Source organism: Nocardioides ochotonae (assembly GCF_011420305.2).
Taxonomy (GTDB): Bacteria; Actinomycetota; Actinomycetes; order Propionibacteriales; family Nocardioidaceae; genus Nocardioides; species Nocardioides ochotonae.
The window spans coordinates 3,992,373-4,004,135 of the sequence record NZ_CP061769.1; the positions used below are offsets into that span (position 1 = coordinate 3,992,373).

Annotated in this window: 10 protein-coding genes; 5 read left to right on the forward strand and 5 right to left on the reverse strand. The window is 76.0% G+C overall.

Going from position 1 to position 11,763, the window contains the following annotated elements; translation table 11 throughout:
* Window positions 1-128: 128 nt before the first annotated feature.
* The 5 genes from HBO46_RS19165 to HBO46_RS19185 all read right to left on the reverse strand — a co-directional run bounded on the left by HBO46_RS19165 (window position 129) and on the right by HBO46_RS19185 (window position 7,137).
* Window positions 129-3,059 carry a helix-turn-helix transcriptional regulator gene (locus tag HBO46_RS19165; protein ID WP_166134553.1) on the reverse strand — a complete coding sequence of 977 codons (2,931 nt, stop codon included), beginning with the start codon at window positions 3,057-3,059 and terminating at the stop codon, window positions 129-131.
* Between the two features lie 92 nt (window positions 3,060-3,151).
* Complete coding sequence (locus tag HBO46_RS19170) at window positions 3,152-3,295, reverse strand: hypothetical protein (RefSeq protein WP_166134555.1); 144 nt, start codon at window positions 3,293-3,295, stop codon at window positions 3,152-3,154.
* 163 nt (window positions 3,296-3,458) lie between these two features.
* On the reverse strand, window positions 3,459-4,622 hold the full coding sequence (hutI, locus tag HBO46_RS19175; protein ID WP_166134557.1) for an imidazolonepropionase: 1,164 nt from the start codon (window positions 4,620-4,622) through the stop codon (window positions 3,459-3,461).
* Window positions 4,619-5,950, reverse strand: a complete 1,332-nt coding sequence (locus HBO46_RS19180) for a formimidoylglutamate deiminase (RefSeq protein ID WP_166134559.1) — start codon at window positions 5,948-5,950, stop codon at window positions 4,619-4,621. Before HBO46_RS19180 ends, hutI begins: the two co-directional genes overlap by 4 nt.
* Window positions 5,947-7,137, reverse strand: a complete 1,191-nt coding sequence (locus HBO46_RS19185; protein ID WP_224769255.1) for an allantoate amidohydrolase — start codon at window positions 7,135-7,137, stop codon at window positions 5,947-5,949. The genes HBO46_RS19180 and HBO46_RS19185 overlap by 4 nt, the downstream gene beginning before the upstream one ends.
* Window positions 7,138-7,153: 16 nt before the next feature.
* On the opposite strand from HBO46_RS19185, the gene HBO46_RS19190 reads away from it, so the two are divergent.
* The 5 genes from HBO46_RS19190 (at window position 7,154) to HBO46_RS19210 (ending at window position 11,704) form a co-directional block, all read left to right on the forward strand.
* Complete coding sequence (locus HBO46_RS19190; RefSeq protein WP_166134561.1) at window positions 7,154-7,768, forward strand: nitroreductase family protein; 615 nt, start codon at window positions 7,154-7,156, stop codon at window positions 7,766-7,768.
* A 190-nt stretch (window positions 7,769-7,958) separates the two neighbouring features.
* Window positions 7,959-8,216 carry a DUF6458 family protein gene (locus HBO46_RS19195; RefSeq protein WP_166134563.1) on the forward strand — a complete coding sequence of 86 codons (258 nt, stop codon included), beginning with the start codon at window positions 7,959-7,961 and terminating at the stop codon, window positions 8,214-8,216.
* A 45-nt stretch (window positions 8,217-8,261) separates the two neighbouring features.
* Window positions 8,262-9,602: a M20/M25/M40 family metallo-hydrolase gene (locus HBO46_RS19200; RefSeq protein WP_166134565.1), complete on the forward strand. Its 1,341-nt coding sequence runs from the start codon at window positions 8,262-8,264 to the stop codon at window positions 9,600-9,602.
* Entirely contained in the window at window positions 9,599-11,074 is a 1,476-nt protein-coding gene (locus tag HBO46_RS19205; RefSeq protein WP_166134567.1) for an MFS transporter, read from the forward strand. The genes HBO46_RS19200 and HBO46_RS19205 overlap by 4 nt, the downstream gene beginning before the upstream one ends.
* 45 nt (window positions 11,075-11,119) lie before the next feature.
* Complete coding sequence (locus tag HBO46_RS19210; RefSeq protein ID WP_166134569.1) at window positions 11,120-11,704, forward strand: DnaJ family domain-containing protein; 585 nt, start codon at window positions 11,120-11,122, stop codon at window positions 11,702-11,704.
* The last annotated feature ends 59 nt before the right edge of the window (window positions 11,705-11,763 follow it).

The following is an 11,763-nucleotide window of genomic DNA, read 5'->3' on the forward strand; positions in this document are numbered from 1 at the left end:
CGGAGCAGGCGCCCAGAACCATCACGCTCCGAGGAGCCCGCGCCGGTCCGGTGCGGGCTCCTCGTGCGTGCGGACCGTGCAGGCGCCACACAAGCGCCGACTCGCGCAACCATCGGGGCCGACTCGCGTCAGTCGACCATGCCCCGGCGCCGCGCGATCGCGGCCGCCTCGGTGCGCCCGGCGGCGCCGAGCTTGGCCAGGATCCGCGACACGTGCACCGACACCGTCTTGGCGCTGATGAAGAGCTGGCGGGCGATCTCGCCGTTGGAGCGGCCCTCGGCGACCAGCGCGAGGATCTCCGCCTCCCGGGGAGTCAGGGCGCCCGGCGACGCCTCGGCGCGGACCGGCGACGAGCGGAGAGTGCGCAGGTCCTCGAGGACCGGCCGCGCCCCGAGCGCCTGGGCAGCGGTGCGGGCCAGGTCGGCGCTCTCCCGCGACCCGGTCAGGTCACCGGTCGCGCGCAGGATCCCGGCGAGGGTGGTGCGCACGAGTGCCAGCTCGTGGACGTGGCCGAACTCCGCGAACGCCGCCTCGGTCTCGCGCCAGGTCTGCACCAGCGTCTCCACCGAGGTCTGCTCCCCGCACAGCCACCGGGCGCGCAGCACCTCGGCGTCGAGGCGGCGCTCCCAGGCACGGCCCTCCGGGCCCCAGTGGCCCGAGGGGTCGGTGTACTGCTCGCGCACCGTGCGCCCGTCGTCGTGCAACCGGGTCACCCGGGTGCCGATGACCTCGCGCTGCGCGGTGCTGGCGCGGGGCACCAGCGCCGCAAGCTGCTCGGCCGCCACCGCAGCGAGCCGGATCCGCGCGCTGAACCACTCGTGCCAGATGCCGCCCAGCACGTCCACCGCCTCGTCGTACGCCATTCCGACGGCGGCGGGGTCGCCCGACCGCCCGGCCTCGACGATCTCCAGGCTCGCGGCGTGGATCCCGATCGCACCCTCGCGGTGCCACAGGGCGCGCAGCTCGCGCAGCGCCGCGCTCACGTCGGCGCCGCGGGCCTGCTCCACCAGCAGGCGCATGGAGGTCAGGATCGCGGCCGGGATCGGCGGGGCGTGCTCCCCGCTGTCGGTGAGGGCGAGCATCTCCTCCCACCGACCGCGGACGTACTCGATCCAGGCCAGCTGCCAGCGCGCCTCGAAGCCGTACGGCGCCCACTGCAGCCCGGTCTCGGCGGCCCGCTCGACACCGCGCCGGAACCCCTCCGCAGCGACGTCGAGCTCCCCCCAGTCCGCGTGCGAGCGGGCCAGCAGGAAGCGGCCGCGCAGCTCGGCACCGACCGCGCCGGACTCCTCGGCCTGCGCGATCGCGTCGCGCAGCGCCGCACGCAGGCCCTCCACCGGGCCGGCCTTCTTCAGGCCCGAGAGGGTGGTGACCGCGTCGGAGACGTGCTCGCGGAGGTTGAGGCGCTCGGCGAGCGCCAGCGCGTCCATGCCGACCGCCTCGGCCTCGTCGTAGCGATCGACCGCGGCGAGGATCCTCGCGTGGGTCGCCAGCGCCCGGGCACGCAGCGGACTGTCGCCGGGCGGCGCGAGCGCGACCGCCTCGGCGGAGACCAGCGAGGGGTCGGTGTCGGTCTCGGTGATGTAGAGCGCGTTGGCCTGTGCGGCAAGCATCCGGGCGCGCTGGGCGTCGCTCGCCTGGGGCATCCGGCGCAGGTGGTCGGTGATCAGGGCGACCGCCCGCTCGGGGTCGCCGCTCGCGGTTCGCGCCTCGGCGGCGCGCACGACCAGCCGTGAGGGCTCGACGTCGTGGCAGGCCAGGCAGCGCTCGGGATCGGCCAGCAGCTCCAGCGCCTGCTCGTAGTGGTAGGCGGCCTCGTCGGGGCCACCGACACGCGTCGCCTCCTCCCCCGCCTGGATGCTCGCGCTCAGCGCGGTGTCGAGGTCGTTGGCCAGCCGGGCCTGGCGGGCCAGCTCCGCGGCCGTGCCGCGGGCGTCGCCCTTCTGCAGCGCCGCGACGTACGCCGCGTGCAGGCGGACCCGCTCGCCGGGCAGCAGGTCGTCGTAGACCGCCTCGCCGAGGAGGGCATGGCGGAAGGAGTAGGTGCCGCGCTCGGCGACCAGCACGTTCATCTCCACCGCGCCGCGCAGGCCGGCGTCGAGCGCGATCGGGTCGAGCCCGGAGACCGCCTGGATCATCTCGTGGGCGACCGAGCGGCCCCCGACGCTGGCGGTGCGCACCACCTGCCGGGCGAGGTCGTCGAGGCGGTCCAGGCGCAGCAGCAGCACGTCGGCGAGATCGGCGGGCAGCCACCGGCCCGGACCGGCGGCGGCGCTGGTGAGCTCCTCGACGAAGAACGCGTTGCCCTCGGCGCGCGCCACGACGCTGTCGGTGAGGGCGGCCAGCGCGGCGGCGCCGAGGCCGGGCGGGGCCAGCTCCGCGACCAGGCGGCGTACGGCGTCGTCGTCGAGCGGGCCGAGCGCGAGCCGCGAGACGCCCTGCACGCGCGACCACTCCGCCACCTGGCGGCGCAGCGGGTGGCGGCGGAAGAGGTCGTCGGCGCGGTAGGACACGACCAGCGCGACCGGCCCGGCGAAGGCGCGGGAGAACAGGAAGCTGAGCAGGTCCCGGGTCGAGCGGTCGGCCCAGTGGGCGTCCTCGACGATGAGCAGCAGCGGCGCCTCGGCGGCGATCCGCTCGAGCAGCACGTGCACGGCCTCGAACAGGTCGCCACGGTCGAGGGTGGCGGGGTCGGCGTCGCTGGGCTGCGCGGCCAGCACGCGGCGTCCCGGCTGCAACCGCGAGAGCGCCGGGTGGCTGCGCGCGACGGTGTCGACGACCTCGGGACGGGTCGCCCCCAGGTGGCCGAGGAGCTCCGAGAAGGGCAGGTAGGGCAGCGCGCCGTCGCCGAAGTCCAGGCAGTGCCCGGCGGCCACCTGCCAGTCGGCGGCGACCGCGAGGTCGCGCAGCTCGGTCAGCAGCCGGGTCTTGCCGACCCCGGCGTCCCCGGCGAGCAGCACCACGCCACTCGCCCCGCCCGGGTCGCGCACGCCCAGCAGCGCCGCGAGCTCGGCGAGCTCGGCGTCACGGCCGACGAGGGTCCCGCTGGTGTGTGGCACGTCCTCCATCTTGACGGTTTCGGGCCGCGAGCGCGCGCGAGAAACGGCCATCTATCGCCTCATCGGGTCGGCTCCGCCGTTGGCGCGGGTGCTCAACGTGCGTTGTCGGTGGCCTCGGCGGGCCGGCGCGCGCGGGCGCGGCGGCGGTCCCGGCGGCGGCTGCTGGCCCCGGCACGGATCCGCTCGTTGCGGTAGTCCATCTCGGATCGCCAGAACTGGTTGGTGCTCTCGTACATCTCTGCTCCCGTGCTCGCCCTCACCGGCTCTCGGTGGTGACGACGACACTGCGCGCCTGAGGTGCCCGCCCACATCGGGCAGGTTCCCTATCCCTGCCCTCCCCGTCGCCCTACGTCCCGCCTGAGGTACCTCCGGCCCTCCGCGAGTCGGCTCGTGTGGAGGTCAGCCGACCGGTCGGCCGCCGATCCAGGTGCTGCGCACCAGCGGTACGCCGGGGCGGTAGGCCAGGTGGACGTGGCTGGGCGCGTCGAGCACCTGCAGGTCCGCGCGGCGACCGGGCGCCAGCACACCGACGTCGTCGCGGTCCAGCGCGGCCGCGCCCACGACCGTCGCCGCCCGCACCGCCTCCGCCGGGGTCATGCCGAGGTCGCGCACCGCCAGGGCGATGCAGAACGGCAGGCTCGAGGTGTACGACGAGCCCGGGTTGCAGTCGCTGGCCAGCGCCACCTCGACCCCGGCGTCCAGGAGCCGGCGCGCGTCGGGCCACGGCGTGCGGGTGGAGAACTCGACCCCGGGCAGCAGCGTGGCGATGGTGCCGGAGTCGCGCAGCGCGTCGACGTCCGCGTCGGTGAGGAACGTGCAGTGGTCGACCGCGACCAGCCCCAGCTCGGCGGCCAGCCGCACGCCGGGGCCGGCGCCGAGCTGGTTGGCGTGCAGCCGGCCGCGCAACCCGGCCGCCGCCCCCGCCTCGAGCACGGCCCGGGCCTGGTCGGCGTCGAAGGCGCCCTCCTCGCAGAAGGCGTCGATCCAGCGGGCGTACGGCGCGGCCGCCTCGAGCATGGGACCGGTGACCAGCGCGACGTACTCCTCGGCGGTGCTGCCCTCGGGCACCACGTGCGCGCCGAGGAAGGTGGTCTCGTCGGTGAACTGCCGCGCGATCGCGAGGCTGCGGGCCTCGTCGCGGACGGTGAGCCCGTAGCCGCTCTTGATCTCCACGGTGGTCGTGCCCTGGGCGCGCATCTCCGCGACGTGGCGCGCGACCTGGGCGGTGAGGTGCTCGTCGCTCGCCGCCCGGGTGGCCGCCACGGTGGTGCGGATCCCGCCGGCGGCGTACGGCGTGCCGCTCATCCGGGCGCTGAACTCCGCCGCCCGGTCCCCGGCGAAGACCAGGTGGCTGTGGCTGTCGACGAACCCCGGCAGCACCGCCCGCCCGCCCACGTCGTACGCCGTGTCCGCGGCAGGTGCCTCGGCGGCCGGTCCCGCCCAGGCGACCGTGGCCCCCTCGAGGACCAGCGCCGCGCCCTCGAGGACGCCGAGCGACCCGTGGCCGAGCGACGGGTCGCCGGTGACGAGCTCGGCGATGCCGGTGAGCAGGGTGCTGGTCATCGCGCGGCCTCCTCGACCAGGCGCCACACGCCCGTCACGGCGTCGGTGACCGCGCGGCCGACGTCCGCGCGGTCGGCGGCGGTGTGGACGACGCGGCCGTCGGCGACGACGTGGGTGACGTCGGCGGGTCCGGCCGCCCAGACGGCGGTGGCCTCGTCGGCGCCGGTGCCCGCGGTGCGGGGGCTGGCGAGGTCGAGGGTGACCAGGTCGGCCCGGGCGCCCACCGCGATCCGGCCGGCGTCCGGCACCCCGAGGCTGTCGTGACGCAGCCCCGCCGCCAGCAGCTCGGCTGCGGGCCAGTGCCCGCGCCGCTCGGTGGCCAGGCGCTCGTGCAGCTCCACCGCGCGCATCTCCTCGAACGGGTCGATCACCGCGTGGCTGTCGCTGCCGAGGCTGAGCCGCACCCCTGCCTCGTGCAGGCGGCGGCCGGGGCCGATCCCGTCGCCGAGGTCGCGCTCGGTGGTCGGGCACAGGCAGCCCGTCACGCCGGCCGACCCGAGGGCGGCGACGTCACCGTCGGTGAGGTGGGTGGCGTGCACGACGGTGGTGCCGGCGTGCAGGTGGCCGGCGTCGGCGAGCACCTGCGTCGGCGTCGCGCCGAGACGCGCCAGGCACTCCTCGTTCTCCGCGCGCTGCTCGGAGAGGTGCACGTGGACCAGCGGCCCCGACCAGCGGCGCAGCTGCTCGGGCGGGACCGCGCGCACCGAGTGCAGCGCCGCCCCGACCCGCGCCGGGCCGGGCAGCGCCGCGACCCGCGCGGCCCAGGTGTCGACGTCGCCGTCGCTGAAGCGCCGCTGCACCCCTTGCGGCGGCGCCCCGAACCCACTGGAGAGGTAGCACGCGTCCAGCAGCGTCACCCGCACGCCCGCCTCCCGGCCGGCCTCGAGCAGCGCGAGGCCCATCGCGTTGGGCTCGTCGTACGCCGTCCCGTCGGGCTGGTGGTGCAGGTAGTGGAACTCCCCCACCCCGGTGATCCCGGCCGCCGCCATCTCGCGGTACGCCGCGCGCGCCAGGCAGCGCAGCGAGTCGGGGTCGAGCACCGCGGCCACGGCGTACATCTGCTCGCGCCAGGTCCAGAAGCTCCCGCCGCCGCGCCCGCCGGGGGCGACGGCCTGGGTGCGCCCGCGCAACGCGCGGTGGAACACGTGGCTGTGGGCGTTCGCCAGGCCGGGCAGGGTCAGCCCGGGCAGCCGCACCGCCGCGCCGGTCCGCTCCGGGGACGCCTCCGGCAGCACGGCGGTGAAGCGGCCGTCGGCGATCTCGACCAGCACCCCGTCGCGGGTCGCGCCGTCCACCCAGGCCCGCTCCAGGAGGTACGCCGCACTCACGGCTGCCAGCCCGGGCCGGCAAGGCGCCGCAGCGTCTCGGTGAGCGCGGCCACGCCGTGTCGGCAGTCCTCGGCCTCGGCCGACTCCTCGGGGGCGTGGCTGACCCCGGAGGGGTTGCGCACCAGCAGCATCGCGGTCGGGATGCCGGCGGCCGCGAGGACGCCGGCGTCGTGGCCGGCCTGGGAGGCCAGCAGCGGGCGGCCGTCGGCGAGCAGCCCGGCCAGCCCCGCGTCGAAGGTGACCGGTCCCGAGACCGACTCGGCCTCGACCTCGACCCGGGTGCCGTCGCGCGCGGCGCGGCCCTCGGCCTGGGCGAGGACCGCGCCCACCAGCGCGTCCAGGACGTCCGCGGACCCGGCGCGCGCGTCGAGCCAGGCGGTGACCGAGCCGGGGATCGCGTTGGTGACCCCGGGCGCGGCCGCGACCCGTCCGACGGTCGCACGCGCCCCGTGCAGGCGGGCCTGCTCGTCGGCCGCCAGCGCGGTCGAGGCGAAGGTCAGCATCGGGTCGGCGCGGTCCTCCATCCGGGTCGAGCCCGCGTGGTCGGCTCGCCCGGTGAAGCGCAGCCGCCACCGCCCGTGCGGCCAGATCCCGCTGGCCAGGCCGACCGGCGCGTCGAGATGCACCAGCCCGCGGCCCTGCTCGACGTGCAGCTCGACGAAGGCCGCCACGCCGCCGAGGACCCGGGAGCGGTCGGCCTCGAGCCCGGGCACCAGGTCGCCGAGGCGGACACCGTCGTCGTCGCGCAGCCCGCGGGCCTCGCTCCAGGCGAGCGACCCGGTGGCCAGGCGCGACCCGAGGCAGGCGCGCCCGAAGCGCGAGCCCTCCTCCTCCACGAAGAAGCCCACCCCGAGCGGCCGGACCGGCTCGAACCCCTCGGCGCGCAGCCGGTCCAGCGCCGCGAGGGCCGAGACCACGCCGAGCGGCCCGTCGTACGCACCCCCGTCGACGACGGAGTCGAGGTGGGACCCGCTGAGCACCCCGGGACCGGCGCCGGCGTCCCACCAGGCCACGGTGTTGCCGACGCCGTCGCCCACCAGACGCAGCCCGCGCGCCCGCGCCTGCTCGCCGAACCACTCCCGCATCTCGGTCTCGGCGCCGGTCCACGGCTGGCGCCGGTAGCCCCCGCCCGCGGTCCGCCCGATCGGCAGCAGGTCGGCCCACATCCGCTCGAGGTCATCAGGCACGACCACAATGCCTCCCATGGAGTTCGAGGACGTCGTACGCCGCCGCCGCATGGTCCGCCGCTACGACCCGACGCCGGTCGACCCCGCGGTCGTGGACCGCGCGCTGGCCCACGCGACTCGCGCACCCAGCGCGGGCTTCACCCAGGGCTGGGGCTTCCTGGTGCTGGACACCCCGGCTGACGTGGGCCGGTTCTGGGCCGCGACCGCCGAGGACACCGGGTCCCCGGACAGCTGGCTGGCCGGGATGATGACCGCGCCGGTGGTGATCGTGCCGTGCAGCAGCAAGGCGGCCTACCTCGGCCGCTACGCCGAGCCGGACAAGGGCTGGACCGACCGCGAGGAGGCCCGGTGGCCGGTGCCGTACTGGCACATGGACACCGCGATGGCCAGCCTGCTGGTGCTGCTGACCGCCGTCGACGTGGGCCTCGGCGGCTGCTTCTTCGGCATCCCGCCGCACCGCCTGGACCGGCTGCGCGCGGAGTTCGTGATCCCCGACGACCACGACCCGATCGGGGTGATCACGCTCGGGCACCCCGCGACCGAGCCGGGCTCCGCGGGCTCCCCCGCCCGGCGCCGGCGCCGGCCGCTGGAGGAGGTCGTCCACCGCGGCAGCTGGGGCTCGTCGGGCTGAGATCACCGGGCCAGTCCAGCGTCCCGGCGGCCCGGGGTCAACGGCCCTCGGCATGGTCGGTGCCCGCCGACCCGGTGGTCTCGACAGGACACCCCTCGCCATGGCCTGCTCGTTTGCCTCCGCACGCCTTCGGGCACCGAGGCCGGCAGCCGCCCGGACACACCGGGGGCACGATGGAGAGGTACGCACCATGGGCTACGGACTCGGCGTCTTCCTGCTGGCGATCGGGCTGATCCTGGCCTTCGCCGTCACCGACGCGATCAACAACATCGACCTCACGATGGTCGGCTACATCCTCGCCGGCGCCGGCGCGCTGATCATCGTGCTGACCGCGATCCAGCTCAACGCGCGTCGCAGCGCCACCGCGGTCTCGCGCACCACCCACGCCGACGGCCGCCAGAGCGTCAGCGAGCAGCGCCGCGACGTCGACCCGCCGGCCACCATCTGAGCCGGAAGCCTCCACGCGGGCGACCGTGGCCCCTAGCCTGCGGGCATGGTCGCTCCCGAGGACCGCTCGCGAGAGCGTGCGGTCGCCAAGCTGCAGGCGCTCGTCCGGATCCCGACGGTCAGCCACGCCGACCCGGCCGCGGTCGACACCGCGTGCTTCGAGGAGTTCCTCGTCGAGCTGGCCGCGCAGTTCCCGCTGCTCCACGAGCGACTCGAGCTGACCCGGATCCACACCCACGGGCTGCTGTTCCACTGGCCGGGCGTCACCGACGCCCGGCCAGTGGTGCTGATGGCCCACCTCGACGTGGTGCCGGTCGAGGGCGAGTGGACCCACCCACCGTTCTCCGGCGACGTGGTGGACGGGCAGATCTGGGGCCGGGGCACCCTCGACGACAAGGGCTCGCTGGTCGCGATCTGCGAGGCCGTCGAGACCCTGCTCGAGCGCGGCCACGTGCCGACGCAGGACGTGTGGCTCAGCTTCGGCTGTGACGAGGAGGTCGTCGGCGTCGCTGCCCCGATGGCCGTCGAGGAGCTGCGCCGCCGCGGCGTACGCCCCTGGATGGTGCTCGACGAGGGCGGCGCGGTGGCCAGCGAGGCGTTCCCCGGGGTCGGCGCGCCGGTCGGCGTGGTCGGCGTCGCCGAGAAGGGCGTGACGTCCTTCGCGCTGCGCGTCGAGGGCCCGGGCGGCCACGCCTCCACGCCCTCCCGCCACGGGCCGACCGCCCGGCTCGCCCGCGCGATCACCCGCCTCGAGCGCTCCCCGATGCCGCCCCGGGTCCCCGAGCCCACCCTCGAGCTGTTCCGCCGACTCGCCGCCCACGCGCCCGGCCCGCTGCGCCCGGTGATGGCCCACGCCGCCAGGGTCCGCCCGGTGCTCGCCCGGGTGCTGCTGGCCGCGGGCCCGGAGCCGGCGGCGCTCGCGCGCACGACGTTCGCGGTCACCACGCTGTCGGCCAGTCCGGCGATCAACGTGCTCGCGGCGACGGCACGGGCCGGGGTCAACGCCCGGATCGCGATCGGCGACTCGGTCGCCGGCGTGCTCGACCACGTGCGCCGCGCGGTCCGCGACGACCAGGTCCACATCGACCTGCTCGAGGCCGGCGAGCCGACACCGGTCTCCCCGACCGACGACCCGGCGTTCGGGCTGATCGAGCGCACCATCACCGAGGTGTTCCCCGACGCCGTCCCCGCGCCGTACGTGCTGATGGCGGCCACCGACGCGCGCCACTTCGCCGCGATCTGCGAGCGGGTCTACCGCTTCGCGCCGTTCCGGATGACGAGGGCGCAGCGCCAGTCCATCCACACGGTCGACGAGCACCTCGGCGTCGAGGCGTTCCTCGACGGCATCGACTTCTACCGGCTCCTCATCGAGCGGCTGCCCGCATGAGCACCCCCGCGCCGTCGCGCGCGCTGACCCCGGTGCGCGGCCTGGCCGCGGTGGTCGGCTTCCTGGTCTGCGTCGAGGTCGCCAGCGGCGTCCTCCAGGGCTACTACACCCCGATCTATCCGCAGATCGCCGAGCACCTGTCGATCGCCGAGGGCGACATCAACTGGTTCGAGGCCGCGCAGCTGATCGTGTCGGCGCTGTGCGTGCCGCTGCTGGCCCGCCTCGGCGACCTGGTCGGGCACAAGTGGGTCCTGCTGCTCTCGACCCTCGTCACCGCGCTGGGCTCGTGGGGCCTCGCGCTGGCGCCGGGCTTCTCCACCTTCCTCCTCGCCTGGGCGCTCCAGGGCGCCTACGTCGTGTGGCTGCCGATCGAGGTGGCGATCATCTACCGACGTACGGCGGGCACCGGGCGCCAGTCGCTCCTCACCCGGCGGGCCGCGGCGATCCTGGTCGGCGCGCTCGAGCTGTCGGTGATCGTGGCCGCGCTGACCTCCGGGCTGCTGGTCGAGCGGCTCTCGATGAGCACCCTGCTGATGCTGCCCGCGATCGTGGTCACGGCCTGCCTGGCGCTGATCTGGTGGGGCATCGAGGACACCCCCGGGCAGTCGACGGGCGGCATCGACTGGCACGGCCTGGGCCTGCTCACCCTCGCGCTCGGCCTGGTGATGGCCGGGCTGGTGCTGGTGCGCCTCGACGGCGCGGACAGCGTGCCCGCGTGGCTGCTGGTGCTCGCCGGGCTGGCGATGCTGGTGCCGTTCGCCCGGCTGGAGAGCCGGCTGCCCGAGCCGCTCGTCGACGTACGTCTGCTGGCCACGCCGGGCCAGTGGCCGGTGCAGCTGACCGCGTTCCTGTTCGGCATGTCGGTGCTCGGCGCGCAGATCCCGCTGTCCACCTTCGCCCAGAGCGACCCCGAGGTCGCGGGCTACGGGCTCGGCGCCTCCTCGGCGTTCGTCTCGACCCTGATCGGCGTCTACGTGCTGTGCATGGCCGCGGGCGCGCTGGGGCTGCCGCTCACCGCCCGGCTCTGCGGACCGCGGGGGGCGCTGGTGCTCTCGGCGCTGCTGGTCGCGCTCGGCTACGCGCTGTGGCTGGTCCTGCACGACACCACCGCGCAGGGCCTGGTCAACATGGCGATCATCGGCATCGGCTCGGGCGGTCTGGTGGCCGCCCTGCCCGCGACGGCCGCCGCGGCGGCCCCGCCGGAGCGCACCGGCTTCGCGACCGGCATGACCAACGCGACCAAGACCATCGGCGGTGCGATCGCCTCGGCCGTCTTCGCGATCGCGCTCACCGCCACCGGCTCCCTCGAGGGCCCCGACGCGGGCAGGGCGCCGTTCTCGGGCTACCTCACCGTCTGGGCGGTCTGCGCCGGCGCCGCCCTGCTCGCCGCGGTGGCGCTGCTCGCGCTGCCGCGCCAGGTCGCGGCCGACGTGGGCGGGTCCGCGCTGCCGGAGACCCCCGCCGGGGTCTGATCAGCGACCGCCGCGGCCCTCGGCCCGCGACCTAGGATCGGTGGCATGACCGGGACCGACCCCGACCGCGGGACCGGGCCTGGGTCCCAGGAGGAGCCCGGGCCGTCACCCGAGCGTGCGCCGTCACGCGCGGAGGAGCAGGCCGCGGCCCGCGCCCGCATCGTCCAGCAGCAGACCTGGGTCGACCTGCAGGTACGCCGCGCGATGGAGCGCGGCGACTTCGACGACCTCCCCGGCGCCGGGCGCCCGATCGAGGGGCTCGGCAGCGAGCACGACCCGGACTGGTGGCTCAAGGGACTCATCGAGCGCGAGCGGGTGGTCGTGCTCCCGCCCAGCGTCGAGCTGCGCAAGGAGGACGCCGGCCTCGAGGACCACCTCGACACCCTCAACACCGAGGGCCAGGTCCGCGAGCACCTCGAGGACTTCAACTCCCGGGTGATCGCCGCGCGCTACCGCCTCCCGGAGGGCCCACCGCTGATCACGATGCCCCGCGACGTGGACGTCGAGGTCGCCGCGTGGCAGGAGCGTCGGGCGGCCCGGCGGCTGGACCGAGGTCTCGACCAGCTCGACCGACGCACCGGGCCCGACCAGCCGCGCCGGCGCTGGTGGCAGCGCCCCCGGCGCCGCTGAGCGCAGCGGACCAGACCGGCGACGGACCCGCTCGCGGCAGCGAGACATGCCTCATACCG